Consider the following 24,931-nt stretch of genomic DNA (forward strand, 5'->3'; position numbering starts at 1 on the left):
ACTGCGCTGAATGACTCGCTCGCAAGCTCGCTCATCGGTGCGTCGTCTCGTTCCTCGTCAGCGGTTTTCTCATCATGCCCCCGTACTCCACGTCAACCACCAGGACCCCGTTCCGAGCACAGCACCGCCACCGTCGACCGGGCCGCAACCAGCCCGTTCGGTGTCACGCCGCTGACCCAGCACCGCTGCGGGTCCGTGGGCTGCCCGCCCGTCGCCGTGCGGACCTCCGGCGACAAACCCTGCTGCCGCAGGCGTTCCTCGGCTGCCGCGGCGGTCGTACCCCGGTACGCCGCCTCGTCCACCGTGACCGCCTGTGGCACGTCTCGATCACTTCCCATCACCCCGGCCGTCGGGTGCTGCCCCGTGCTGCCGGAGCCGGGCGCCGTGCCGCCGGGTGAACCCAGCCAGGCGTGCACACCCCAGGCGGCCAGCAGCGCGACGAGCACGGCGACCAGCACGGCGAGCAGCACCCACAGGCCGACCCGGTTGGGGCGGTTCTGCGGCGGCGGGCCCAGGAGGAAGGTACCGGTGCCCGGACTCATCGGAGCGCCCGCAGGGGGACCCTGCTGCGGAACCACCGGAATGGACCCCATCGGGGTGGCGGACTGCGGATAGCTGGGCGGTCCACCCGGCTGACCCTGCACGTGCATCGGCGCGGCCACGGCGAGCCCGGACGGGGTGGGCAGCGGCAGACCGGCCCGCACCGCGCCCACCGCGGCGGCGAACTCCCCGCCGTCCCGGTAGCGCTGGCGCGGGTCCTTGACCAGGGTCGCCTCGATCAGCGCCCGGGTGCCCGGCGGCACGTCGGGCGGCAGCGGCGGGGCGATCTCCCGGATGTGCATCATCGCCACGGTCACCGCGTTCTCCGACAGGAACGGCCGGTGCCCGACCAGGCACTCGTAACCGACCACGGCCAGCGAGTACACGTCGCTGGCGGGCTCGGCCTCCTGGCCGACGGCCTGCTCCGGCGCGATGTAGTGCGCGGTGCCCATCACCATGCCGGACCGCGTCACCGGTGCCGCGTCGGCCGCCTTGGCGATGCCGAAATCTGTGATCTTCACCTTGCCGTTCGGTGTGACGAGAATGTTGCCCGGCTTGACGTCCCGGTGCACGTAACCGCGTTCGTGCGCGGCCTGCAGCGCGGTGCCCGCCTGGTGCAGGATGTCCAGGGTCCAGTCCGCGCGCAGCCTGCCGTTGCGGGCGATCAGCGCGGCGAGCGGGTCGCCCTCCACCAGTTCCATCACCAGGTAAGCGGTGTCCTGCGGCCCGTCGGGCACCGAGGCCGTCTCGCCGTAGTCGTGCACCGCGGCGATGCCGGGGTGGTTGAGCGAGGCGGTGGTCCGGGCCTCGGTGCGGAAGCGGTGCAGGAACTCGGCGTCCCCGCTCAGCTCCGGCTTGAGCACCTTGATCGCCACGGCGCGGTCGAGCCGGGAGTCGGTCGCCTCCCAGACCTCACCCATGCCGCCCACGGCGATGCGCCGCACCAACCGGTACCGGTCGGCGAGCAGCTGCCCGGAGGTGAGCACGGTCAGCCCCCCGACAGGTAGGCGTTGATGGTGGCCCTGCCGATGCCCGCCGCCACCGAGCCACCCGTGGCCGCCAGGCCGCGGTCCCCGCCGTTCTCCACCACGACACACACCGCGATCTGCTGGTTGTCCGCGGGCGTGAAGGCCACGTACCAGGCGTGCGGCGGGGTCTGCTTCGGCGTGGTGCCGTGCTCGGCGGTACCGGTCTTGGAGGCGATCACCCGGCCGGCGACCTTGCCCTCGCCGCCGGTGTGCTGCTCGGACTGGATCATCATGTCGCGCAGCTGGTTGGCCACGTCCTTGCTCACCGCGGGACCGCCGGGGGCCTCCTCCGGCGAGAACGAGGAGATCGAGGACATGTCCGGGGCCAGGATGTCCTTGACCAGCTGGGGCTGCATGCGCACCCCGCCGTTGGCGATCGTGGCCGCCACCACCGCGTCCTGCAGCGGGGTCAGCGCCACGTCCCGCTGGCCGATGCCGGTCTGGTAGAGCGCCGCCTGGTCCGGGATGCTGCCCACGGTGGAGGGCACCACCGACAGCGGGATGCTCAGGTCGGTCTGCCCGATGCCGAACTTCGCCGCCTGCGCGATCAGGTTGTCCTTGCCGACCTTGCCCGCCAGCGTGGAGAACGCCGTGTTGCAGGAGTACTTCATGGCGACCGTCATCGACACCTGGTTGTTGCTGCTCTCCGGGCACGCCTGGTTGGCGAAGTTCGCCAGCGGCGTGCTCGTGCCCGGCAGGGTGATCGAGGCGTCGGCGGGCAGGCTCGGCGTGGTCGCGTCGGCGGTCCCGTTGCTCAGCGCGGCCGCGCCCACCACCAGCTTGAAGGTCGAGCCGGGTGGCAGCTTCTCCCGGATGGCCCGGTTCATGCCCGACTGGTTCTGGTCCTTGTTGAGCTGGTCCATCAGCTTGCTCTGGTCGGTGGACGAGTGCGAGGACAGCGGGTTCGGGTCGTAGGAGGGCGTGCTGACCATGGCCAGGATCTCGCCGGTGCTCGGCTTGATCGCCACCACGGAACCGGTGTAGCCCTTGGCGGTCATCGCGTTGTACGCGGCGGCCTGCGCCTTCGGGTCGATGGTCACCTTGACGTTGCCGCCGCGCGGGTCCCGCCCGGTGATCAGGTCGGACAGCCTGCGCACGAACAGCTTCGGCGAGGACCCGTTGAGCACGTCGTCCTCGGCGCTCTCGATGCCCGAGGCCCCGTACAGCGAGGAGTAGTAGCCGGTGATCGGCGCGTACATCGCCCCGTTCGGGTACTGCCGCAGGAAGCGCTGGGAGTCCTTGGTCTCCACCGAGTTCGCCAGGATCGTCCCGGTCGAGCTGACGATCTGCCCGCGCTGGCGGCTGTACTCCTCCAGCAGCGAGCGGCGGTTGGACGGGTCCGAGGCGTAGGTGTCGGCCTTGATCACCTGCACGTAGGTGAGGTTCGCCAGCAGCAGCAGGACCATCACCATCATGGCGAGGCCCACTCGGCGCAGCGGCTTGTTCACGACGGGCGCTCCACGAGGACGGTGTTCGCCTCGGCGATCGGTGCCTGCGGCTTGGGACGGGTGGCCTGCGGCCTGCGCGCGGCGTCGGAGATGCGCAGCAGCAGCGCCACCATGATGTAGCTGGCGATCAGCGAGGACCCGCCCGCGGACAGGAACGGCGCGGTCAGACCGGTCTGCGGGATCAGCTTGCTGATGCCACCGACCACCACGAAGACCTGCCACAGCAACAGGAACGCCAACCCGCCCGCGAGCAGCTTGCCGAAGGTGTCGCGCACGGCCAGCCCGCTGCGCAGACCGCGCATGGCCAGCAGCATGTAGACCAGCAGCATCGCGGCCAGGCCGATGAAGCCCAGCTCCTCGCCGAACGCGGCCACGATGAAGTCGCTCTGGATCACCGGCACCAGCTCGGGGTGGCCCGCGCCCCAGCCCGAACCGGCCACACCGCCGCTGCCAAGGCTGAACAGGGACTGCACCATCTGGAAGCCGTCGTTCTGCGCGTCGGCGAACGGGTCCACCCAGTTGGTGACGCGGGTCTGCACGTGCGTGAACAGCTTGTACGCCACGGTGGCCCCGCCGATGAACAGCACGACGCCGATCCAGATCCAGGCGGAGCGTTCGGTGGCCAGGTAGACCATCACCAGCACCGTGCCGAAGAACATCAGCGAGGCGCCGAGCTCCTTCTCGATCATCAACACCACGATCGCCACCGCCCAGGCGATCAGCAGCGGGCCGGTGTCGCGCAGCCGGGGCAGTTCCAGGCCGAGCACCTTGCGCCCGGCGATGGTGAACAGGTCCCGCTTGGACACCAGGAAGGCCGCCACGAACACGATGATCAGGACCTTGGCGAACTCACCGGGCTGGATGGACACCGGGCCGAGGATGATCCACAGCTTGGCGCCACCGGCGCAGGAGATGCTGCACGGCAGCACACCGGGCAGCACCAGCAGGAACAGTCCCGCCAGGCCGAAGGTGTAGCCGTAGCGGGCCAGCGTGCGGTGGTCCTTGACCAGCCACAGGGTGAGGGTCATCACCACGAGGGACACCGCGGTCCAGATCAGCTGCTTGGGCGCCGCGTTGGAGTAGGAGTCCCCGTTGTTGAAGGCGCGCAGCGCCAGCACCGGGTCCAGCCGGTACAGCATCGCGATGCTCAGCCCGTTGAGCAGCGCCGCGCACGGCAGGATCAGCGGATCCGCGTACGGGGCGAACTTGCGCACCGCGAAGTGGGCCCCAGCGCACAGCACCGCGTACCCACCCACGTAGAGCAACAGGTTCGGGTTCAGCGACTGGGTCTGGTTCTCCGAGATGACCACCAGCGCCAGTGCCACCAACCCGGCGACGAAACCGAGCATGGCCAGCTCGGTGCCTCGTCGGGTCGGCGTAGCGGACGGCTGGCCCGACACGTTCATGTGTGTCGTCGCCGCGCCCAGTACGCCGGGCGGCAGGGACATCAGCCGACCTTCCTGCAGTTGCGCCCCGGCACCTGCGGCTCACCGGGTGCGCTGGACTCCGTCGTGGCGTGCGTGCTCGTCGCCGCGGCGCCGGTCGCGGTCGCCGACGAGGGCGGCACAGTGGTAGACGTCGCCGAGGTCGTGGAGGTTGGCTGCCCGGCCGAGGTGGGCACGGGCGTGGCGGAACAGGGCGCGAGCAGCGCGTTGTGCCACAGCCGCTTCACGGTGTCCCGCGCGCCCTCCAGGCCCTGCTTGTCCGCGATCACGCCCTTGCGCACGTCCTCGCGGGCGGACTCCTGCAGGTCGTCCAGGGTCAGCGCCTGGCAGTTCTGCTGCGCCGCATCCAGGCAGGAGGACTCCGCGACCCGGTGCAGCGCGACGCCGAGCACCGGCCCGCCCTTCACCCCCTGGAAGATCACGACCTTGTTGTCCTCGGTCGCGCCCACGTAGTACTGGCTGAGCACCCACCAGGCGGTGCCCGCGGCGCCGATGCCCAGCACGGCGAGCACGACCACGATCCAGACGGCCAACCGGACCCGCTTGCGAGTCCTCGCCTTGGGGTCCGGTTCCGGTGGCTGCACGGCGAGCGGCTGCGGTGGTGGGGTGCGCGCCGCCGTGATCGCCCCCGCCCGCGAGGCGGGGGAGTCCGGTGGCGGCTGCTCGCTGCTGCCGTCGCCCGCGGCACCGCCGACGATCGGCGCGTCGTCGCCGAAGTCCACGTCCACCACGTCGGCGATGATCACCGTGACGTTGTCGGGGCCACCCGCCTTGAGCGCGAGCTCGATCATCCGGTCCGCGCAGGCCTGCGGGTCCGGGATCTTGATCGCCTCGGTCAGCGTCTCGTGGCTGACGTAGGAGCACAGGCCGTCGGAGCACAGCAGGTACCGGTCGTTGGCCCGCGCCTCGCGCACCGCCAGGCTCGGCTCCACCTCGTGGCCGGTCAACGCGCGCAGCAGCAGCGAGCGCTGCGGGTGCACGTTGGCCTCCTCCTCGGTGATCCGCCCCTCGTCGATCAGCGACTGGACGAACGTGTCGTCGTGCGTGATCTGCGTGAACGAGCCGTTGCGCAGCAGGTAGGCGCGCGAGTCGCCAACGTGCACCAGGCCGAGCCGGTTGCCGGAGAACAGCACGGCGGTCAGCGTGGTGCCCATCCCGTCCAGGTCCGGGTCGTGCGCGACGAGCTCGGCGATGGCGCCGTTGCCGTCGAGCACCGCGCCGCGGAGCTGGTCGAGCAGGTCGTCGCCGGGTTCGTCGTCGTCCAGCGGGGCCAGGGCGGCGACGACCACCTTGCTCGCCACCTCACCGGCGGCGTGGCCGCCCATGCCGTCGGCGAGCGCGAGGAGACGCGGGCCCGCGTACACCGAGTCCTGGTTGTTGGAGCGAACCAGGCCACGGTCACTGCGGGCGGCGTAGCGGAGGACGAGGGTCATGTGCGCAGCTCGATCACTGTCTTGCCGATTCGGATCGGGGCACCGAGCGGGACCCGGAGGGGTGCCGTGACCTTCGCCCGGTCCAGATATGTTCCGTTCGTGGAGCCGAGATCCTCCACGTACCAGTCGCTGCCCCGCAGGGACAGCCTCGCGTGCCGGGTGGAGGCGAAGTCGTCGTCCAGCACCAGCGTCGAGTCATCGGCCCTGCCGACGAGGATCGGTCTGCCGTCCAGTGAGATGCGGGTGCCCGCGAGTGCTCCCTGCGTGACGACGAGCTGCCGTGCCGTCTTCCCCTTGGCAGGCTGCTTCGTCCCCTTGCGGAAGACCCCGGGCACCGCGGCTCTCAGTCCGGATGCGGCGTAGAGATCGGAGCGGACCACGCGCAACGCGGCCAGCACGAACAACCAGAGCAGGGCGAGAAACCCTGCTCTGGTCAGCTGCAAAACCAGCTCTGGCACCTGTTGTGACCGCTCCCGCTCGTTACCGCCCCGCCGCCGACCTCTCAGCCCTGCGTGCGGAACACGATTGAAGAGTGGCCGACCCGGACGACGTCGCCGTCCGCGAGCTGCCAAGTCTGCACCGGAGTGCCGTTCACCGTGCTGCCGTTCGTGGAGCCGAGGTCCGCGAGCATTGCACTCTGACCATCCCAGGTGATCTCCAGGTGCCTCCTGGAGACCCCCGTGTCGGGCAGCCGGAAGTCCGCGTCCTGGCCGCGGCCCACCACGTTGCCGCCCTGCTTCAGGTTGTACGTGCGGTTCGAGCCGTCGTCCAACTGCAGGACCGCGGTGATCTGGCGCGGGCCGCCGGGTGCGCCGCCGGGAGCGCCGTACGGGTCGGGCTGGCCGTAACCGCCCTGCTGCCCGTACTGGTCGTACCCGCCCTGCTGGGGGTAGCCGCCGCCCTGCTGGCCGTACTGGTCGTAGCCGCCGCCCTGCTGCGGGTAGCCCTGGTCGTAGCCGCCCTGCTGCGGGTACCCGCCGCCCTGTTGGGGGTAGCCCTGGTCGTACCCACCTTGCTGGGGGTAGCCCTGGTCGTACCCGCCGCCCTGCTGCTGCGGGTAACCCTGGTCATAACCGCCCTGCTGGGGGTACCCGCCGCCCTGCTGCCCGTACTGGTCGTACCCGCCCTGCTGGGGGTAGCCCTGGTCGTACCCGCCGCCCTGCTGCTGCGGGTAACCGTGCTGTTGGCCCTGCCCCTGCTGACCCGGGTGCTGTCCGTACGGGTCCTGCGGTGGGTACTGGCCCGGTGGCTGGCTCATGGATCGGTCTCCTGCGGTGCGAGGTGGTGCTGGCCGTCGGACATCCGGGTCGACGGACGAGCTGGTTCGGAACTGTCCCGTGTGCAGCGCCTCGGAGCGCTCCAGGGAGACTACGACGTCACCATAGGTGTCCCATCCGTGCTCTGCGAGGTGCTCGCGGACGCAGTCCTCCAGCAACTCGGTGATTCGCTGTTCGTCCTGCTCCGCGCCCGCCAGGCGGTCGTGATCAGCAGGTCCGAGCAGCACCCGGTAGTGGTTCGGTGCGAGTTGGTGGCCACCTGCCAGCTCGCGGACGTTGAGCTCGCCCTCGCGCTGTAGCGCCTGTGCCACCTCCTGCGGGACGACGCTGCCCCCGAACACACGCGCGAAGGCGTTGCCGACAACGCCCTCAAGGCGGCGCTCGAAGCGCTGCACACGACCCACTTCACTCCTCCACGTGACGACTCCCTGGCACCGATCGTATCCGTGTGCGCGAGGCGGGACACGGGCCAATTAGGAGTCCGTGCCACGACCGTGCTAGGGTTCTTCCTGTCACCGAGGGCGAGTGGCGGAATGGCAGACGCGCACGGTTCAGGTCCGTGTGTCCGAAAGGACGTGGGGGTTCAACTCCCCCCTCGCCCACTCCGCGAAAGCAGGGGCTTAGTCGCAAAAAGCGCGACTAAGCCCCTGCTTCGTTTTTTTGTTCTGGGGGGCGACCCCCAGACCCCCGATCCCCCGATGTGGGGGCGCTGCCCCCGCGCCCCCTATCGGTTGTGCGGCATGGGAAATGGGTGATGTCGATCACTTGGGGGTGAGGGTGGCGGCCCATTCGTCCCAGGGGGCGGCGGCCTCGTGCCAACCGGTGGTCAACACGTGTTCGGCGAATCCACTGTCAGGTCCGTGAGTGGGGCGCAACACGAGGCACGCGGCCCCGGACAACGGGTGATCGGCACAACGCGGACCGGCCTCGTCGGTGATGGCCAGGTAGTCCTCGTTCGGGTGATGAATGCGGAAGATGTCACCGGGCAGCCCGAACACGGGGTGGATCAGCTTGCTGGCCACCTGGGGCAGCGACGGGCCCAGTGGCCACTCCACCTTCGCCGTGGCGCAGCCGTTCGCCCATGAGCTGAACCACAGGGCGTCCCCGAAGACCAGCGCCCTGCGCAGCAGCGCACTGGTCAGGTGGGCGGGCCCCGGTGCGCGGTGCCTGCTGGCGAGCACCTCGGCCTCCTGCGGGGTCAGCGGCTGCACGTCGTTGCCGAGCCAGCGCACCCCGCCGCTGACCGGTGCCGCCGACTCCACGAAGGCCATGGCGGCGAGCCATTGCCGGTAGGAGACGTTGGAGATCAGGACGGTGGCGGGTGGGTCGGTGTCGACGAGGTAGAGCTCGACGTGGCGTCGGTGCAGGCGGGCGCGGAGGCCGGGTAGGCCCAGGACGTCGTCGGCGGTGATGCGGGGCATCAGTTCGAGCATGAGTGGTGCCAGTGCGGGTGGCTCGATGTGCAGGACGAGGTCGCCTGGGAGTGAGCGGACCATGCGGAACACGCGGGCGGGTCGCAGCAGGTCGGCGGGGCGTCGCAGGTGGAGGTAGTTCACGGCGCGTCCGGCGGCGGCGAGGATGCCGGATTCGAGTTCGCGTTGGTCCCGGGTGGTGGCGTCGGGCAGGACTGCTTGGCGGATGCGGGCGGGCAGCGGGGGCAGGCTGTTCTCGCCGAGTGCGCGGGTGACCCAGTTGTGGGCCAGCGTCGAGAGCAGCTGGGCGCGCTCGTCGGGGTCCAGCAGCTGGCCGCCCTGGCTGATCGCGGGCAGCACGGAGGAATCGGTCTCCCCGGTGTAGCTGGAGCGCAGCTCGGCGAGACGACGGATCAACGACGTGCGGTTGGGCATGTGTCCTCTCATCTGGCCGCCCGGCTCGGCGATGGGAGAACGACGCGGGACAGGACTGAAAGGGACCTGGTTCTTGGGGAGTGCGCACCCTTCGGCGGTTTTTCCACCCGGCGCCGGGACTGAGGTGGACCAGCCAGGCACCGCACGGGTGCCGGGAACGGACTGTACCGGTTTTGTGACCGCAGGTGCGCAACGGCACGCCGACCGCTCACCGACGACGACCGGTCGGGGCGTCCGGTCGTCCTGGCGCGACGAACGGTCAGTGGTCGGCACCGGTGCCTCGGCGCCCATCCGCTCAACGGGAGGGCGCACGCCTGGCGTGCTGTCCGCGCTGCGGCCCGTGAGCGCTACCGACAGCGCCCGCAGGCGCCCCTGCCTGCGGCTATGCGCCGGGATTGGCCAGGTCATCGTCTGAGTAGCGAGGCACGACCGCCCACCGCCGCCATTCACACGAACGGCAGCATCGCCGGGCCGAAGTCGGTTGCCCCGTCATCGACCGGTCACCGACCGCATGTTGCCGCCAGTCGCAGGAGGGCATCTTCAGGTGAATCCGCGCCGGTCAGACCTGGTACTCCAGTAATGCAAGAAATTCGAACGCGACGGCGCAGTCGTCGAGGCTGAGATGAGGAGGCGAAGTTCGTGAGCCGCCCAGCAGGCAACACCGCCGCAGGCAACACGGCAGCAGTCCACAAGAACGCCAACGCGCTGCCGACCCGCGCCGTTCCCGCGATCGAACTCCCCGCACCCGCCGACCAGCTCGCGGCGCAGGCCGTCGAGCGCCTCGGCTGGAAGGGCGTCGTGCTCCCGCAGCTGACGCTGCTGGGCCGCAAGGTCGTCGTGGTCGCGGAACTGCTGCCCGACGCGCACGCCGAGCGGCTGTGCTTCGGCTGCGGCCCGGTCGTCGACCGCACCACCGTCGCCACCTGGGTGTGGCCGGAGCTGGCAGGCCGCGTGCCGCCGCCCGCCATCCGCATCGTCGGCGTGGTCGCCGTCGCCAAGCACTGGCGCACCGGGCTGGCCTCCGCCGTGCCCTTCGCCCTGCACGGGGACGCCGCCGTGGTGCTGCCCTCCTCCGTGGCGCTCACCGACGACTACCTGACCAACTGCCTGCCCAGGGCTCGCCGCTACGGGGTGTCCGTGGTGACCGCCGACCCCGACGGCTCGGTCTCGATGGACCTCGCCGGCCCGCAGGAGCACCTGCCCGCCGAGCAGACCGCCGTCTCCCGGTGGGTGAACGAGGTCGTTTACGAGCAGGTGCTGGCCACCGCCAGCTGAACTAGGGTCGGGCACATGCGAGTGGTGATCGCGGGCGGACACGGCAAGATCGCGCTGGAGCTGGAGCGGCTGCTCGCCGCGAGAGCGGACGCGCCGGTCGGGCTGGTGCGCAACCCCGACCACACCGAGGACCTGCACGCCGCGGGCGCCGAGGCCGTCGTGTGCGACCTGGAGCGGGCCGGGGCCGATGAGCTCGCCGGGCACCTCAAGGGCGCCGACGCCGTGGTGTTCGCCGCAGGTGCCGGACCCGGTAGTGGGGCCGACCGCAAGGACACCGTGGACCGCGCCGCGGCCGTGCTGCTGGCCGAGGCCGCCGAACTTGCCGGTGTGCGCCGCTACCTGCTGGTCAGCTCGATGGGCGTGGACCGCGCCCCAGCCCCCGGCACCGACGAGATCTGGGCCGCCTACCTGCGCGCCAAGCTCGCCGCCGAGCAGGAGGTCAGCGCCAGGGACCTGGACTGGACCGTGCTGCGTCCCGGTGGGCTCACCGACGACGCGCCGACCGGACAGGTTCACCTCGCGCCGCCCTCGGTCCCCAGGGCCACGGTGACCCGGGCCGACGTGGCCGCCGTGCTGGCCGCGCTGCTGGACGAGCCGCGCACCGCGGGGCAGGTGCTGGAACTGGTCAACGGCGAGGTGCCGATCAGCTCGGCGGTCCGGTCGCTGCTCAACTGAACAGCATCTTTCCCCGCCCTGAACCTGTTCAGTGAACCCCCCACCCTCACCGGGGGGCGTCCCGCATCCAGTCTACCGCGCACCCCCGTTGTGGATCATGCTCACGCACAGCCTGTGGACAACTCGGCCAGCTGTGGACAAACGTTTGCGCATACCCGGAGCTGGGCGAATCCCTTGAGTGGCGACTCAGTAACACACAGGTGTGCACACTGACGCAGGGTCACGGCTGGCCGAGCACGCGGTCCAGGTACGCGTTGCGGAACACCCCGTCGGGGTCCACCGCGGCACGGACTTTCCGAAAGTCCTCGAACCTCGGGTACCGCTCGGCGAGGTCCTCGGCGCGCAGGGTGTGCATCTTGCCCCAGTGCGGGCGGCCGCCCACCGCGCCGACGATCGACTCGAAGCGGTCGAAGTAGTCCCGGTAGGGCATGCCGAGGTACTGGTGGATCGCGATGTAGGCGGTGTCCCTGCCGTACGCGGTGGACAGCGGGATGTCGTCCGCGGCGGCAACTCGCACCTCCACCGGGACGATCACGGGGTGCTTCAGCGTGGGCATCGAGGCGCGGAACTCGCGCAGCACCTCGTGCAGCGACTCGCGCGGCACGGCGTACTCCGACTCCACGAACCGCACCCGCCGGGGCGTGGTGAACACCCGGTGCGACACGTCGCTGTACGAGCGCTCGGACACCAGGTTGGCGACCATGCGGTTCAGCGCGGGCACGGTGGACGGGATCGCGCGGCCGAGCCGGCAGACCAGGCCGAACGCACCGTTCTCCATGAGCTCGTACTCGTAGAACCGCCGAGCCCGCGACATCGGCTCCGGCGCGGTGCCCGCGGGCAGTCGCGTGTTCCGCTTCACCAGCACGCGGTCGCCGTGCGGGAACCAGTGGAACTCCACGTGGTCCTCGGACTCGGTCAGCTCGTCGAACCGCTCCAGGATCTCGTCCAGCCGACCGGGGTACTCCCTGGCGTGCAGCACGAACGAGGGCACGCACTGGAGGGTGACCGTGCTGATCACGCCCAGTGCGCCGAGGCCGACCCGCGCCGCGCTGAACAGCTCGGGGCGTTCGCCGGGGGAGCAGCTGACCATGGACCCGTCGGCGAGCACCAGTTCGAGCCCGCGCACCTGCGTGGCCAGCCCGCCGAGCCGGGCGCCGGTGCCGTGCGTCCCGGTGGAGATCGCCCCGGACACGGTCTGCGTGTCGATGTCGCCGAGATTGGCCATGGCCAGGCCGAGCCGGTCCAGTTCGGAGTTCAGCTGGTGCAGCGGGGTGCCGGAGCGCACCGTGACCAGTCCCGTCGAGCCCTCGGCACTGACCAGTCCGGACCACTCGCCGAGGTCCATCGCCACGCCGTCGGTCGCGGCGACCCCGGTGAACGAGTGCCCGCTGCCCCTCGGGCGCACGGTGAACCCGTCCCTGGCGGCGTTGCGGACCGCCTCGGCGATGCCCTCCACGCTGCCGGGCCGGGCCACGTGCACCGGGTGGCACCGCTCAGTGCCCGCCCAGTTCTGCCACGGCGCGGGACGTGCCGACCTGGTGCCCGTCGGGATGCGTCCGACCATCGTTGCCCTCCGCGATCGTGTGATCCGGTGCACACAAGTTAGGTGAAAAGTATTCACCTTTCAAGGTGTTCGGTCGTACCGTGCAAGGGTGTCACCGCAACAGCAGCGCGTCCGCTACGACGCCGCCACCGAGGGCATCGACCCACCGCTGGCGATCGTCGACCTGGACGCCTTCGACCACAACGCCACCGAGTTGGTGCGCAGGGCGGCCGGCCGGCCGATCCGCGTTGCCAGCAAGTCGGTCCGCTGCCGCACCCTGCTGGAACGGGTGCTGGAGCTGCCCGGCTACGCGGGTGTGATGGCGTACTCGCTGGACGAGGCGAGATGGCTGGTCGCCGAGGGAGTCAGCCAGGACGTGCTGGTCGGCTACCCGACGGTGGACCGGGCCGCACTGCAGAAGCTGGCCGTGGACGAGGCGGCGCGGGCCGCGGTCACGATCATGGTCGACTCCGTGCGGCACCTGGACCTGGTCGACGCGGCGCTGGGCGGCGGACACCCCGACATCCGGGTCTGCCTGGAACTGGACGCCTCCTGGCGGCCCCTGCGCGGTTCGCGGGCGGTGCACGTCGGGCCGCTGCGCTCGCCGGTGCACACCCCGGCCGATGCCCTCGCGCTGGCCAAGCAGGTGCTGGCCAGGCCGGGGTTCACGCTGGTCGGCATCATGGCCTACGAGGGGCAGATCGCCGGCATCGGCGACGCCCCGCCCGGCAAGCCGCTGCGCGCCGCGGCCGTGCGCTGGATGCAGCGCCACTCGGCGAGCGAGCTGGCCGGGCGCAGGGCGGAGGCGGTGGCCGCGGTCAGCGCGCTCACCCCGCTGGAGTTCGTCAACGGCGGTGGCACCGGCAGCCTGGAGCGCACCGCCGAGGAGAGCGCGGTCACCGAGCTGGCGGCGGGGTCGGGGCTGCTCGGGCCCACCCTGTTCGACACCTACCAGGGCTTCCAGCCACGGCCCGCCGCACTGTTCGCGCTGCCGGTGGTGCGCAGGCCGGGGCCGCACTCGGCGACCCTGTTCGCCGGGGGCTACCTGGCCTCCGGGCCGATCGGTCCGGACCGCGTGCCCACCCCGTACCTGCCGACCGGGCTGAAGCTGACCGCGCTGGAGGGCGCGGGCGAGGTGCAGACCCCGGTGGTCGGCAAGGCCGTCGCGCAGCTCGGGGTCGGCGACCGGGTGTGGCTGCGGCACGCCAAGGCCGGTGAGCTGGCGGAGCGCTTCCGTGAGTTCCACTTGGTCCGCGGTTACCAGGTCGAACGCACGGCCCCCACCTACCGGGGCGAGGGCCACGCGTTCGGCTGAGCCGGGTGCTACTCGGGGTCGCCCAGCCGGGTCGACAGGTAGCCCTTGATCATCGATTTGGCCTCGTCGACCACCTTCTGGTCCCCGCTGTCGTTGCGCCGGAAGGCGAACTTCAACACCCCGTCGGCGGCCTCGATGGCCACCGCCACGGGCAGGGCCAGCTCGTCCATCGACCGGTCGAAGCGCTGCGCGATGATCGCGGCGAGCCCCTCGGCGATCACGGTGTTGTTGTCCTTGCCCTCGTCCAGCAGGCGGGTGTCCACCACGTCGCCGAAGTGCAGTCTGCTGAACGCGGGCACCGTGCGGTGCATCTCCACGTACACGTCGAACATCGAGTCGACCGCGTCCCACCAGTGGTCCAGCTCGGTGGACTCGAAGCGCTGGACCACCACGGCCATGAACCGCTCCAGGTTGCGCAGGGTCAGCGCCTGCACGACCGCCCGCTTGTCCGGGAAGAACTGGTACAGGGAGCCGACCGCCACCCCGGCCCGCTCGGCGATCAGTGTTGTCGTCACCCCGTCGTAGCCGACCTCCTCGATCAGTGCCGCGCAGGCCTCCAGCATGCGTTCCACGCGCTGGGCGCTGCGCTGCTGCACCGGCTTGCGACGCAGGGGAGTCACCTCCGTGACGATGGCCGACCCCGTACGCAGGTCATCGGACTTGACGTTCGACCCTGCAAGAAGGTCTTTGGCGGACACGCTGACTCCTCGAGTGACGGCGATAGGAGGTCATCTTGCCGGTGACCCCGGGCAGGCACTTCCCTGTGACGTCCAACACGCCTAGGATCCGAACAAGTTTCACGTCTACCGGCGGGTAACGCCAGTAACTGAGGTGGTGCCATGACTGAGCCTGCCCTCCCGTCCTTCCCCGATGGCTTCTTGTGGGGTGTCTCCACCTCGGCGTACCAGGTAGAGGGTGCCGTCTCCGAGGGTGGCAGGGGACGATCCACCTGGGACACCTTCTGCGCGACACCCGATCGGGTGTACTCCGGTCACACCGGGGAGGTGGCCTGCGACCACTACCACCGCTACCCCGAGGACATCGCGCTGATGTCCCAGCTCGGCGTCGACGCGTACCGGTTCTCCATCGCCTGGCCGAGGATCCAGCCCGAGGGCACCGGACCGGCCAACGCCGAGGGGCTCGGCTTCTACGACCGGCTGGTGGACGCGCTGTGCGAGGCGGGCATCGCGCCCGCAGCCACGCTCTACCACTGGGACACCCCGCAGCCGGTCGAGGACGCGGGCGGCTGGCTGTCCAGGGACACCGCCAAGCACTTCGCGGACTACGCGGCGCTGGTGGGGGAGCGGCTCGCCGACCGGGTGGCGATGTGGATCCCGCTCAACGAGCCGATGGTGACGACCGTCTACGGCTACGGGATCGGCCAGTACGCACCGGGCCAGTTCCTGCTGCTCGACTCGGTGCCGACCGCGCACCACCAGAACCTCGCACACGGGCTGGCCGTGCAGGCGCTGCGCGCGGCGGGCGCACGGCAGATCGGCACCGCCAACAACCACGGCCCGATCTGGTCGGCCACCGACTCGGCCGCCGACCGGGCAGCCGCCGACTACGCAAGCGACCTGCTGAACTGGCTGTTCGCCGACCCGGTGCTCGCCGGCAGCTACCCCGAGCAGTTGCACCCGCTGCTGCCCACCGGGTTCGCCGAGGACCTGCCGACCATCGCCGCCCCGCTGGACCTCTACGGGGTCAACTACTACGAGCCGACCCAGGTCAGCGCCCCGTCCGAGGGCAACCCGCTGCCCTTCGACCTGGGCGCCGTCGAGGGCTACCCGATGACCACCAACGGCTCGCCGGTCGTGCCGGACGGGTTCCGGCAGTTCCTGCTCGAACTGCGCGACCGGCACGGGTCCGCGCTGCCACCGGTGTACATCACCGAGAACGGGTGCAGCTACGACGGGGTGGACGACCAGCAGCGCATCGAGTTCCTGGACGGCCACCTGCGCGCGCTGCACGCGGCGATGCAGCAGGGCGTGGACGTGCGGGGCTACTTCGTGTGGTCCCTGCTGGACAACTTCGAGTGGTCCAAGGGCTACCAGCCGAGGTTCGGCCTGGTCGACGTGGACTACACGACCCAGTGCCGTACCCCGAAGTCCTCCTTCCACTGGTACCGGGCGCTGATCGGGGGTACCCGCTGATGGCCCAGGCCGCTGAGCTGGACGGAGGACCGTTCGACGACGGAGACCGTGCGCTCACCGAACCCGTGACCAAAGTCCGCGGCGGCTGGACCACCCTGCTGTTCCTGGCCAACCTCGGGCTCTGGCTGGGCATCTACGCGCCCATCCAGGTGCTGCTGCCGGAGCAGGCCGAGTTGCTCGCCCACAGCGACAAGGAAGCGGTGTTCAGCCTGGTCACGGGCATCGGCGCGGTGGTGGCCCTGTTCGCCAACCCGGTGATCGGCGCACTGTCGGACCGCACCTGCTCGCGCCTGGGCAGGCGCCACCCGTGGACCCTGCTCGGCGCCGCGCTGGGTGCGGTCGGCCTGCTCGTGCTGGCCGCGGCGCCGAACGTGCCGGTCATGGTGCTCGGCTGGTCGCTGGTGCAAGCCGGGTTGAACGGCATGCTGGCCAGCCTCACCGCAGCGCTGCCCGACCGGGTCCCGGTGGACCAGCGCGCCGAGATCGGCGGCTTCATCGGGATCAGCCAGATGCTCGGCACGGTGGCCGGTGCGGCACTGGTCTCGGTGGTGATCACCGGCATCTCGCCTGGTTACGCGGCCTGTGCGGTGCTGGTCGTGCTGGGGGCGCTGGCCTTCGTGCTGTGCACCCCGGACGCCGTGTTGCCGAGGCGGCTGCGGCCGGGCGGCCGGTTCCGCGAGGTGGTGGCGAACCTGTGGATCTCGCCGCGGCGGCACCCCGACTTCGGCTGGGGGTGGGGCACCCACTTCATGGTCAACTTCGGCAACGCCCTTGGCACCCTGTACCTGCTGTACTTCCTGGCCGACGCCGTGCACTACCCGGACCCCACCACCGGTCTGCTGATCCTGATGGCGCTGTACGGGGTCGCGCTGATCATCGGCGCGCTGGTCGCCGGCCGGATGTCGGACTCCTCGGGGCGCCGCAAGCCCTACGTGGTGGCGTCCTCGCTGGTCATGGCCCTGGCCGCGGCGGTGCTCGTGGTGTCGCAGAGCTGGCCCGCCGCCCTGGTCGCGGCCCCACTGCTCGGGGTCGGCTTCGGCGTCTACTGGGCGGTGGCGCTCGCCGTGCTCACCCAGGTGCTGCCCGCCGCCTCGAACCGGGCCAAGGACCTCGGTGTCATCAACGTGGCCAACTCGCTGCCCCTGGTGATCGCCCCGGTCGTGGCCGGTCTGGTGCTCGGCACCACCGGCGGCTACCCCGCGCTGTTCGCCCTGTCCGCCGTCGCCACGCTGGTCGGCGGCTTCATGGTCACCAGGATCAGGGCCGTGACATGAGGACGGCGTTGGTGCCTGTCCGGGGAAAACAGACACCAACGCCGAGTTTGGTGACCGCGGGCCGGTGCCGGTTGGGAGGCGTGGTGCACACAGCACCGGCCCGCGGGAGCTTGTGGAGTTTTAGGCCGACGACCCGGTACGTCTCGGTCGGGGGTTCGGGCGTCTCCGGGTCGTCGGCCGTTGGCGGTGGTCCGGCTCGTCCGGGGTCGGGGTTTCCCGGACTGGCTGGAACCGCCAGCTAGTGGGCAGCCAGCGCGGTTCGGTGTGCTCCTCGCTGAACGGGGGCTGGCTGCTCCTGGTGGCTGAGCATGTGTCGTGCTGGGCGGGCGGCGAGGCCGCCGGCAACCAGGTGCTCGTAGGCGGCACGCCAGACCGAGCACGGGGACTTCTGCTGCCTCCAGCGGGTCGAGCACTCGGGGCAGTTGCCACGCTCGTCGGGCTCGTGCGCGGCGAGCAGTGCGCGCCAGCCGTCGGTCAGCCGGGGCAGTTCGGAGCGGGCGACGGAGAGCAGCGAGGGGGCGTCAGCCTGGTTGGCCAGCTCGGAGAGCATGTCCAGGCGTTCCCACACCGCGTTCCTCAGAACCTGGCCGAGAATCTCGTCCACGGAAGTTCACCGTCACCTTTCCGCCTGGTCGGCGGCCTCGCGCAGCGCCGTCCTCAGCTGGCCGAGCTGGCCAGCGGACAGCACCGCGGTCTCGCCAGGAGGTCCGACGAGGACCACCTTGCCCTTGTCCACGACGACGGTCAGGCACCGCTCCCGGTTAACCACATCGCTGCAGTGGATGCGCCATGCGCGCCGGGTGCCGACGGAGGGGGTGGCAGCTCGCTCGACCAGATCCACGCTGCTGTGTCCCTCCGTGCTCGACCGCTTACGGAAAACTAGATTGGGACCAGTTGAAACGTAGTGGGGTGTCACAGCGCTGATCGGTGGGAGATGCACGGTGAACGGTCAGCCAGGTTCGGCCCGACCGATCAGCCCTGCCGATCAGGGCTTCACCGCCGGGGAGAAGTGCCCTTACTCTTCGGATGACGCCCGTCGAACCGTGAGGGGGCGGAATTGAACACCATCGGTTCCCAGAGCTCTCCAGTTACGCCGGACAACTGGGAGCGCCAGGAGATGCGCGACGCGCTGGCTGCACGGGACGTCAGTTCCGTCTACAAGCAGCTGCGACGGGTTGGCGTGTCCCAGCGTCAGATCGCGGCCCTCACCGGCCAGTCCCAGTCCGAGGTCTCGGAGATCCTCAAGGGCCGCCAGGTCATGGCCTACGACGTGCTGGCCAGGATCGCCGACGGCCTCGGTGTGCCACGCGGCTACATGGGCCTGGCCTACGACGAGGCCACCGCGCTCAAGGTGGTCGGCGGGGCGGACGAGGCCGAGCAGCGTGAGGACGAGGAGGCCAAGCGCCGCCGGTTCCTCCAGCACGCGGCCTCGGTGACGATGGGCGCCCAGGTACTCGGCCCGGAGAGCGGCGCGTGGGTGCCGACCGCGGCGCAGACACCGACCCCGAACCGGATCGGACTGACCGACGTCCGGCAGATCGAGGCGGCCACGCGAGCGCTGCGCTCGCTGGACTACCAGTACGGCGGCGGCTTCTGCCGCGACGCCGTGGTCGCCCAGCTGTCCTGGACGCGGCAGCTGCTGGAGGTGACCGCCTCCGACGTGGTGCAGAACAGGCTCTACAAGGCCGTGGCCGACATGCACAGCCTGGCCGGGTGGACCTCCTTCGACACCGGCCTGCTGGACTCGGCGCGCACGCACTTCGCGAAGGCGCTGGAGCTGGCCAAGCTCGGCGGGGACAACGGCCTGGTCGCCAACATCCTGTACCGGATGGGCCGGGTCTACCTGCACAACGACGCGGCCGGTGAGGCGCTGAAGATGTTCCAGCTGGGCCAGATCGCGGCCCAGGAGTCGGGGTCCGCGCTGACCGTGGCCGTGCTCTGCGCGAACGAGGCCTGGGCCTACGGCAGGCTGAACCGGCAGGACCAGGTGCAGCGCATGATCGGGCGGACCCGCGACGAGTTCGAGCGGGCGCAGGGTGAGGAAGCGCCCGGCTGGGTCAAGTTCTTCGACGTCAACGACCTGCACGGGATGATCGGCTCGGCGCTGAGCGCCCTGGGCGAGTTCGAGGAGAACCGCCTCAAGTACGCGCCGCTCGCGGTCAACGAGCTGATCAAGTGCAACGACGGCTACGAGAGCAACATGCAGCGCACCCACGTGTTCGGGCTGAGCATGCTGGCCGAGAACCACATGCGGGTCGGTGACGTGGATCAGGGGGTGAAGGTCGGCAACCAGGCCATGAAGCTGGGCGATGCGATCAAGTCCAAGCGCATCTCGGACCGGCTCAAGCCGCTCCAGCTGGAAGCGAGCAGGCGCAAGAACAACTCGGCCGCGCTGGACCTGGCCGAGCGGATCAAGGTGTATCGGACGGTATGACCACTGTGACGGCTTCGGTGTCTGACGGGCGATCGACGAGGGAACGGCTGCGGGCCGTCCTCGCCAAGGCGTGCGAGGAGGTGGGCCTCGACGCGACAGGTGCGGAGCTCATCCGCTTCGTGAACAACGCCGTGTTCCGGCTCGCCCGGCACCCGGTCGTGGTGCGGATCGTGCTGACACCGGGCCTGCGGCACCGGGCCGACAACGTGGTGAACGCGGCCAAGCTGCTCGCCGACTACGGGGTGCCCGCCGTGGAGCTGCTGCCCGACGTGCCGCAGCCGCTGCACATCGGCGTGCACTCGGCCACGTTCTGGCAGGAGGTGCCGGACACCGGCGAGGAGCCCACCGTCGCCGAGCTGGCGGTGCTGCTCAAGCAGATGCACGAGATCCCGGTGGAGGACGCGAGCCTGCCGGAGTGGAACCCGATCGACGACCTGCGCAGGCGGATCGGTGACGCCGAGGGCTGGGACCCCGATGACGTGGAGTTCCTGCTGCGCCGCTGTGACGAGGTGGAGGCCCGGCTCGGCGAGGTCCGCTACGAGCTGCCCCGCGGGGTGGTGCACGGGGACGCGCACCTGGGCAACCTGATCACCACGCCCGGCGGCACGGTGCTGTGCGACTTCGACACCACCGTGCTCGGCCCGCGCGAGTGGGACCTGGTGCCGATCGCGGTCGGGCAGCTGCGGTTCCACCACACCGTCAACAAGCACGCCCAGCTGGCCGAGGCGTACGGCTTCGACGTCACCCAATGGGATGGTTTCGCGGTGCTGCGCGAGGTGCGTGAGCTCAAGCTCACCGCCGCTGTCCTGCCGATAGCCCGCAGCAACCCGAACATCCGCTCGGAGCTGCGCCGCCGGCTGCGCTCAGTTCGTGCCGGGGACATCTTCTCCCGGTGGGCCCCCTACCGGTAGCGTCACATCCCGGTAACGCAATTTCGGCCCCGAACGACTCCAGAGGCATCACGACGTCCTCGGGGGGCGTGCGTACGGCGGCGAGGTGGGCTGTCACTGTGATGGGCTTTGGTAGAAGGCGTTTCTTCGCGTGGACCGGGTGGCGGGCCAGGCGTGCCCTGCGCACCGCGCAGCTGCTGGACGAGGTGGTGGACAGCCAGCTGCCGCTGCTGCCCGCGCTGCCCGAGGCCAGGCGCCGAAGGTCCGCCGACTACCTCGCCGAGCTCGTCATGCTCTCCCAGGCGTACCGGCACTACGCGGCGGGCTGGATCGACCGCAAGGAGCTGGAGCGCAGGGGACAGGGCGTGCTGGGCAGGCTGACCACCCTGCGCAAGCAGCCATCCGCCGCGCAGGTCATCGACCGCGACTGACGCGGTTGTGCAGGGAAAACCTGCCTGGAAGACCTGATCGCGGGCGCTGCCCTACCAAAGTTGCCGGGGCTTCTACCAAAGTTACGGCGATCTGGTCTATGTGTCGATGCGATCGGCACTCGAAAAGGGAAGTATTCATCTCGTGACTTCGAACCAAGCAGCGATTGCACAGGGCAACTACGTCGGTGCGACCACGGACGAGTTGTCCCGCAAGACGGGTGCGGACAAGGTGGCTGCTGGTGTCAGCCAGAAGGCCCTGTTCCAGCGCCGGGGTGATGTGACGCTCTACGACGACAAGCTGGTTCTCAGCCAGTGGAGCGACAGCGGCGACCTCGAGCTCACGCGTGCGGACATCAAGTCCGTGAAGACGGAGTTCACCGAGCACTACGGCCGTTTCATCGGCGGTCTGCTCAACGCCGGTAAGCCCCTCATCATCGACAGCACGGTGCAGGGCGAGTTCTACCTCCTGATCAACCGCAAGGAATTCATGGAGACCACTGACGACCGCCAGTGGGAGAAGATGATCAAGGAGTGGCTGAACAACGGCTGAGGAAGCCTCCCGCAGACTCCCCTCCTGCGGGAAACCCTCCGCGCCTGCCGGAACGCCTCGCCCGGGTTGATCGCCGTGGCACGGGTGTTACTTGTCGGTATAGTTACCGCGAGTAGGTAGGCGCGGAGGTGTCCTCATGGCGTTGGCGTACGAACGGACCGGCTCAGGCGAACCGCTCGTCCTGCTGCACGGTGTCACTCACCGCAGGCAGGCCTGGGCACCGCTGGTGGACCGGCTGGCCCCGCACCGCGACCTGATCATGGTCGACCTGCCGGGCCACGGCGAGTCCCCCACACTGGATCCCTCGGCGGGTACCGCGCTCGACCAGACGATCGACCAGCTCGGACAGTTGTGCGCGGCCCTGGGGGTGTCGCGTCCACATGTCGCGGGCAACTCACTGGGTGGTCGACTGGCTCTGGAGCTGGCGGTACGTGGCCAGGTCCGGTCGGCGACCGTGCTGTCGCCGGCCGGTTTCTGGCGTGCCAACTGGGACTTCAGCTACACCAAGGCGGTGTTCGGCACGATGCGCGGCATCGGCCGGGTCATCGAGCCCGCCGTGCCGAAGCTGACCCGCAGCGCCCTCGGCCGCGGCCTGATGTACGCCGCGATCGTGGCGCACCCGGGCAGGCTGGACCCGGACCAGGCGCTGCACGACTACGAGGCGTTCAAGATCGCGTGGCCCGCCTACAAGGCGATCGTCAAGGAGGGCACGCCCTTCGCCGGGCAGATCCCCGAGGACATCCCGGTGACGATCGCCTGGGGCACCCGGGACAGCCTGCTGCTGCCCTACCAGGCGAAACGCGCCCGCCGTGCGCTGCCCGCCGCCCGGCACATCCCGCTGCCCGGCTGCGGTCACGTGCCGATGAGCGACGACCCCGCACAGGTGGCATCGGTGCTGTTGCAGGGCAGCGCAAGCACTCAGGCCGCCGGCATCTGAGCGATCGGACTCCCGCCCGGCAGGTCGGTTCCCGTCGCGCGCGGGAGAGTCACGCCACGGGAGCGCGGGTGAGCACCACGGCCAGCCCGTAGGCCAGGCCCATCACCGCGACCTCCAGCGAGATCCAGCTGACCAGCGCGGACACCCGCTGGTGCTGCACGATCAGCGGCAGCAGCCGGAACCGGATGTTCGCGCCCAGCGCGGCGAGCACAGCGAAGCAGGCCAGCTTGCCCAGCACGATCCAGCCGTAGTGGGTGGTGAACAGGCCGCCGACCGGGTCGACTCCGGGCGTCTCGTAGAGCGTGAGGAAGGCGTTGACCAGGCCGGTCACCCCGACCACGGCGATGCACAGGGTGGCCAGCTTGGAGAACTTGGGCAGCGCGGTGGCCAGCAACGTCCGGTTGCTGGCCACCAGCACACCCAGTGCGGCCAGCCCACCGGTCCAGCCCGCCGCCGCCATGACGTGCAGCTCCATCGAGACCATGGTCAGGCCGTGCCCGCCCCAGGCCAGCCCGAAGTTCGAGGCGTGCCCGGTGACCGGGATGGGCAGCAGGCCGAACACCGACAGCACCACCCGCAGCTCGGCGGGCACCGACTCGCCGTGCCGCACGGCCAGCACGGCGAAGCCCAGGTAGATCAGCGCGACCACCGCGCTGATCACCAGCGCCTGGCCCGCGCCGATGGTGCGCACGTAGTCCACGATCGAGCCGATGGTAGGCCCCTGGTCCGGGTGCAGGTCGGCGGTCTGGAACACCAGCGACAGCAGGGCACCGACGACCCAGCCCGCAGAGGTGATCACCGCGGCCCTGCGGGCCAGCCGCAGCACCGGCTCGGTCTGCGTGGGCCGGTCGAAGCCGAGCAGCATCGGCAGCAGGCTCAGCCCGACCGTGCCCAGCGCGGACACGTCCAGCAGCACCCGCACCAGCGGCAGCCCGAACCGGACCACCACGCCGGGTTCGGCCACCCCGGGCACCGGTGTCTCACCGGTGAGCGAGGTGCCGATCAGCGCCCCGGCGACAGCGGCCAGCACCAGCCCGCCGACCAGGCCGTACCCGTTGCGCGCGGTGGTCCGGGTAGCCGTCACTTCGACTCGTCCTCCTTGCTGCTGCCCGCCCGCAGCGCCACCACGACACCGACCGCCAGCAGCAGCACGCCGCCCACGACCCAGGGCCACACCGGCATGCCGCCGCCGTCAGCGGACGCACCCGGCGAGGCCGCCGCGGTGCTGCTCGGCGTGGCCGGGGTGCCGGTGCCCGCCTTGCTGAGCGTGAACTTCACCGCCCCGGACACCGGGTGGCCGTCGGCGGACAGGATCCGGTACCCGACGGTGTACTCGCCCGCCGCGCCCAGCGGCCGCACCGGGGCCGAGATCGAGCTGCCCGCCACGGTGGCGGCCCCGCCCTCCCAGCGGGTGCCGCCCGGGCCGTTCACCGTGACCACGTTGAAGTCGCCCGCCTGGATGGGCAGGTCGAAGTTCAGCGTGACCTGGCTCGGACCCACCTCGACGGAGGCGCCGTCCTTGGGATCGCTGCTGATCAGCACGTTGTGCGCGAACGCGGGCACGGCCAGGCCCAGCATCGCCCCCACCGCCAGCAGCAGGGACACGGCGAACCGCTTCACTCGGACTTGCTCCCCTCGGCACCGCTCGCGGCGGGCCTGCGGCTGCGCAGCACGGCACCGGCACCCAGCCCCAGGCCCAGGGCGCCGACCACCAGTCCGGCACCGCCCAGCCAGCGGGCCGTGTCGTCGGTGCCCGCGGTGCCCGCCGCCGCGGGGGCCGAGCCGCCCGCCGCGGCGGAGTCGTGCCCGGTCATGTCCATGGTGCCGGGGTCGTTGGCCTTGGTCGCCAGCTTGATCGAGGGCGAGGGGTGCTCCGGCTCCTGCTGCCCGGCCTTGGGCGTCGGGTCGGTCCAGTTGACGACCTTGCCGCTGTCGTAGGTCTGCACGGCGGGGAAGGTCAGCACGTCGGTGTCGTCGGGCAGCGGGCCCGCGGAGACGTCGAACTCCTGGAACTCACCGGGGTTGATCCTGGTGCCGGGGTCGGCCGTCCAGGTGATCGTCTTGACCGCCTTGCTGACGTCGGCCTTGTTCTCCTTGATCGGCTTGGGCAGGTCGGCGATCTCGACCTGGGCCTTCCAGCCCGGCACCGGCTTCACCGAGGCGCCAGGGACCGGGTAGTCCTGCGAGAAGTTCACGACGACCTTCGTGGTGCCGGCGGTGGGGTCCTCGTTGGGCACCTTGAAGGTGATCTTGGCGAAGCCGCCCTGGACGGCCTTGGCGGTGTTCGCGGTGACGTGGGCCGAGGCGGGCAGGGCCGACAGCAGCGCGGCGATGCCTGCCACGGCGAGGACGCTGCCGACGCGCGCGGAGGTGCGCAGAGTGGACACGGGGCTCTCCTGGGGACGTGAGGGGACGGCCGGTGCGCTGACCGGTCGT

Annotated in this window: 24 protein-coding genes and 1 tRNA gene; 11 read left to right on the forward strand and 14 right to left on the reverse strand. The window is 70.5% G+C overall.

From position 1 onward, the window contains the following. Positions 1-92: 92 nt before the first annotated feature. Genes KALB_RS00110 through KALB_RS00135 form a run of 6 tightly spaced genes read right to left on the reverse strand, consistent with a single transcriptional unit; the run spans position 93 to position 7,575 of the window. Entirely contained in the window at positions 93-1,526 is a 1,434-nt protein-coding gene (locus KALB_RS00110; RefSeq protein ID WP_025353690.1) for a serine/threonine-protein kinase, read from the reverse strand. A 2-nt stretch (positions 1,527-1,528) separates the two neighbouring features. Then, on the reverse strand, positions 1,529-3,016 hold the full coding sequence (locus KALB_RS00115) for a peptidoglycan D,D-transpeptidase FtsI family protein (protein WP_025353691.1): 1,488 nt from the start codon (positions 3,014-3,016) through the stop codon (positions 1,529-1,531). Next, complete coding sequence (locus tag KALB_RS00120; RefSeq protein ID WP_025353692.1) at positions 3,013-4,464, reverse strand: FtsW/RodA/SpoVE family cell cycle protein; 1,452 nt, start codon at positions 4,462-4,464, stop codon at positions 3,013-3,015. The genes KALB_RS00115 and KALB_RS00120 overlap by 4 nt, the downstream gene beginning before the upstream one ends. Then, complete coding sequence (locus KALB_RS00125) at positions 4,464-5,894, reverse strand: PP2C family protein-serine/threonine phosphatase (RefSeq protein ID WP_025353693.1); 1,431 nt, start codon at positions 5,892-5,894, stop codon at positions 4,464-4,466. Before KALB_RS00125 ends, KALB_RS00120 begins: the two co-directional genes overlap by 1 nt. Continuing rightward, the gene (locus KALB_RS00130; protein ID WP_025353694.1) at positions 5,891-6,352 is read right to left on the reverse strand and encodes an FHA domain-containing protein FhaB/FipA; all 462 of its coding nucleotides are present in this window, start codon (positions 6,350-6,352) and stop codon (positions 5,891-5,893) included. Before KALB_RS00130 ends, KALB_RS00125 begins: the two co-directional genes overlap by 4 nt. A 44-nt stretch (positions 6,353-6,396) precedes the next feature. Then, positions 6,397-7,575 (reverse strand): FHA domain-containing protein, encoded by a 1,179-nt coding sequence (locus KALB_RS00135; protein WP_025353695.1) that lies wholly within the window; start codon positions 7,573-7,575, stop codon positions 6,397-6,399. A 115-nt stretch (positions 7,576-7,690) separates the two neighbouring features. On the opposite strand from KALB_RS00135, the gene KALB_RS00140 reads away from it, so the two are divergent. Next, positions 7,691-7,773: transfer RNA gene (locus KALB_RS00140), tRNA-Leu, on the forward strand. A 159-nt stretch (positions 7,774-7,932) separates the two neighbouring features. Here KALB_RS00140 and KALB_RS00145 read toward each other — a convergent pair. Beyond that, positions 7,933-9,018: a hypothetical protein gene (locus KALB_RS00145; RefSeq protein ID WP_025353696.1), complete on the reverse strand. Its 1,086-nt coding sequence runs from the start codon at positions 9,016-9,018 to the stop codon at positions 7,933-7,935. A gap of 639 nt (positions 9,019-9,657) precedes the next feature. Between KALB_RS00145 and KALB_RS00150 the strand changes: the two genes are divergently transcribed. Together KALB_RS00150 and KALB_RS00155 are read left to right on the forward strand one after the other, a co-directional pair. Then, complete coding sequence (locus KALB_RS00150) at positions 9,658-10,293, forward strand: hypothetical protein (protein WP_025353697.1); 636 nt, start codon at positions 9,658-9,660, stop codon at positions 10,291-10,293. Between the two features lie 15 nt (positions 10,294-10,308). Next, positions 10,309-10,968: an NAD(P)H-binding protein gene (locus KALB_RS00155; protein WP_025353698.1), complete on the forward strand. Its 660-nt coding sequence runs from the start codon at positions 10,309-10,311 to the stop codon at positions 10,966-10,968. A gap of 220 nt (positions 10,969-11,188) precedes the next feature. On the opposite strand, the gene KALB_RS00160 is transcribed toward KALB_RS00155, so the two are convergent. Then, positions 11,189-12,532, reverse strand: a complete 1,344-nt coding sequence (locus KALB_RS00160) for a D-arabinono-1,4-lactone oxidase (RefSeq protein WP_025353699.1) — start codon at positions 12,530-12,532, stop codon at positions 11,189-11,191. Positions 12,533-12,620: 88 nt separating this feature from the next. Between KALB_RS00160 and KALB_RS00165 the strand changes: the two genes are divergently transcribed. Next, positions 12,621-13,826, forward strand: coding sequence for an amino acid deaminase/aldolase (locus KALB_RS00165; RefSeq protein WP_025353700.1), 1,206 nt, complete (start codon positions 12,621-12,623; stop codon positions 13,824-13,826). An 8-nt stretch (positions 13,827-13,834) separates the two neighbouring features. Here KALB_RS00165 and KALB_RS00170 read toward each other — a convergent pair whose 3' ends face one another. Next, entirely contained in the window at positions 13,835-14,446 is a 612-nt protein-coding gene (locus KALB_RS00170; RefSeq protein WP_411931139.1) for a TetR/AcrR family transcriptional regulator, read from the reverse strand. A gap of 219 nt (positions 14,447-14,665) precedes the next feature. On the opposite strand from KALB_RS00170, the gene KALB_RS00175 reads away from it, so the two are divergent. Both KALB_RS00175 and KALB_RS00180 read left to right on the forward strand, forming a co-directional pair. Beyond that, a complete protein-coding gene (locus KALB_RS00175) occupies positions 14,666-15,979 on the forward strand; it encodes a GH1 family beta-glucosidase (protein ID WP_025353702.1) in 1,314 nt (437 codons plus the stop codon). Next, positions 15,979-17,253, forward strand: coding sequence for an MFS transporter (locus KALB_RS00180; RefSeq protein ID WP_025353703.1), 1,275 nt, complete (start codon positions 15,979-15,981; stop codon positions 17,251-17,253). Before KALB_RS00175 ends, KALB_RS00180 begins: the two co-directional genes overlap by 1 nt. 238 nt (positions 17,254-17,491) lie before the next feature. Here the strand turns inward: KALB_RS00180 and KALB_RS00185 are convergent, their stop codons facing one another. Both KALB_RS00185 and KALB_RS00190 read right to left on the reverse strand, forming a co-directional pair. After that, positions 17,492-17,857 (reverse strand): hypothetical protein, encoded by a 366-nt coding sequence (locus KALB_RS00185; RefSeq protein WP_025353704.1) that lies wholly within the window; start codon positions 17,855-17,857, stop codon positions 17,492-17,494. Between the two features lie 12 nt (positions 17,858-17,869). Beyond that, complete coding sequence (locus KALB_RS00190; protein ID WP_025353705.1) at positions 17,870-18,094, reverse strand: hypothetical protein; 225 nt, start codon at positions 18,092-18,094, stop codon at positions 17,870-17,872. A gap of 276 nt (positions 18,095-18,370) precedes the next feature. Here KALB_RS00190 and KALB_RS00195 point away from each other — a divergent pair, with 276 nt between their 5' ends. The 5 genes from KALB_RS00195 to KALB_RS00215 all read left to right on the forward strand — a co-directional run bounded on the left by KALB_RS00195 (position 18,371) and on the right by KALB_RS00215 (position 22,495). Then, positions 18,371-19,687 (forward strand): helix-turn-helix transcriptional regulator, encoded by a 1,317-nt coding sequence (locus KALB_RS00195; protein ID WP_025353706.1) that lies wholly within the window; start codon positions 18,371-18,373, stop codon positions 19,685-19,687. Beyond that, complete coding sequence (locus tag KALB_RS00200) at positions 19,684-20,598, forward strand: aminoglycoside phosphotransferase family protein (RefSeq protein WP_030108327.1); 915 nt, start codon at positions 19,684-19,686, stop codon at positions 20,596-20,598. Before KALB_RS00195 ends, KALB_RS00200 begins: the two co-directional genes overlap by 4 nt. A gap of 101 nt (positions 20,599-20,699) precedes the next feature. Beyond that, positions 20,700-21,008: a hypothetical protein gene (locus tag KALB_RS00205; protein ID WP_025353708.1), complete on the forward strand. Its 309-nt coding sequence runs from the start codon at positions 20,700-20,702 to the stop codon at positions 21,006-21,008. A gap of 142 nt (positions 21,009-21,150) precedes the next feature. Further along, on the forward strand, positions 21,151-21,558 hold the full coding sequence (locus KALB_RS00210; RefSeq protein ID WP_025353709.1) for a hypothetical protein: 408 nt from the start codon (positions 21,151-21,153) through the stop codon (positions 21,556-21,558). A gap of 136 nt (positions 21,559-21,694) precedes the next feature. Continuing rightward, a complete protein-coding gene (locus tag KALB_RS00215; RefSeq protein ID WP_025353710.1) occupies positions 21,695-22,495 on the forward strand; it encodes an alpha/beta fold hydrolase in 801 nt (266 codons plus the stop codon). A gap of 49 nt (positions 22,496-22,544) precedes the next feature. Here the strand turns inward: KALB_RS00215 and KALB_RS00220 are convergent, their stop codons facing one another. Genes KALB_RS00220 through KALB_RS00230 form a run of 3 tightly spaced genes read right to left on the reverse strand, consistent with a single transcriptional unit; the run spans position 22,545 to position 24,882 of the window. Further along, positions 22,545-23,579: a copper resistance D family protein gene (locus tag KALB_RS00220; protein ID WP_025353711.1), complete on the reverse strand. Its 1,035-nt coding sequence runs from the start codon at positions 23,577-23,579 to the stop codon at positions 22,545-22,547. Beyond that, complete coding sequence (locus KALB_RS00225; RefSeq protein ID WP_025353712.1) at positions 23,576-24,115, reverse strand: copper resistance CopC family protein; 540 nt, start codon at positions 24,113-24,115, stop codon at positions 23,576-23,578. Before KALB_RS00225 ends, KALB_RS00220 begins: the two co-directional genes overlap by 4 nt. Next, entirely contained in the window at positions 24,112-24,882 is a 771-nt protein-coding gene (locus KALB_RS00230) for a YcnI family copper-binding membrane protein (RefSeq protein ID WP_025353713.1), read from the reverse strand. Before KALB_RS00230 ends, KALB_RS00225 begins: the two co-directional genes overlap by 4 nt. Between the last annotated feature and the right edge of the window lie 49 nt (positions 24,883-24,931).

The organism is Kutzneria viridogrisea DSM 43870, from assembly GCF_000525635.1.
Classification (GTDB): domain Bacteria; phylum Actinomycetota; class Actinomycetes; order Mycobacteriales; family Pseudonocardiaceae; genus Kutzneria; species Kutzneria viridogrisea.

Excerpts from the sequence above, each read along its gene's own strand:
- KALB_RS00125 (WP_025353693.1), bottom strand. The coding sequence starts at position 5,894 with ATGACCCTCGTCCTCCGCTACGCCGCCCGCAGTGACCGTGGCCTGGTT.
- KALB_RS00205 (WP_025353708.1), top strand. The coding sequence starts at position 20,700 with ATGGGCTTTGGTAGAAGGCGTTTCTTCGCGTGGACCGGGTGGCGGGCC.
- KALB_RS00215 (WP_025353710.1), top strand. The coding sequence starts at position 21,695 with ATGGCGTTGGCGTACGAACGGACCGGCTCAGGCGAACCGCTCGTCCTG.
- KALB_RS00160 (WP_025353699.1), bottom strand. The coding sequence starts at position 12,532 with ATGGTCGGACGCATCCCGACGGGCACCAGGTCGGCACGTCCCGCGCCG.
- KALB_RS00175 (WP_025353702.1), top strand. The coding sequence starts at position 14,666 with ATGACTGAGCCTGCCCTCCCGTCCTTCCCCGATGGCTTCTTGTGGGGT.
- KALB_RS00195 (WP_025353706.1), top strand. The coding sequence starts at position 18,371 with ATGCGCGACGCGCTGGCTGCACGGGACGTCAGTTCCGTCTACAAGCAG.
- KALB_RS00145 (WP_025353696.1), bottom strand. The coding sequence starts at position 9,018 with ATGCCCAACCGCACGTCGTTGATCCGTCGTCTCGCCGAGCTGCGCTCC.
- KALB_RS00155 (WP_025353698.1), top strand. The coding sequence starts at position 10,309 with ATGCGAGTGGTGATCGCGGGCGGACACGGCAAGATCGCGCTGGAGCTG.
- KALB_RS00120 (WP_025353692.1), bottom strand. The coding sequence starts at position 4,464 with ATGTCCCTGCCGCCCGGCGTACTGGGCGCGGCGACGACACACATGAAC.
- KALB_RS00200 (WP_030108327.1), top strand. The coding sequence starts at position 19,684 with ATGACCACTGTGACGGCTTCGGTGTCTGACGGGCGATCGACGAGGGAA.
- KALB_RS00180 (WP_025353703.1), top strand. The coding sequence starts at position 15,979 with ATGGCCCAGGCCGCTGAGCTGGACGGAGGACCGTTCGACGACGGAGAC.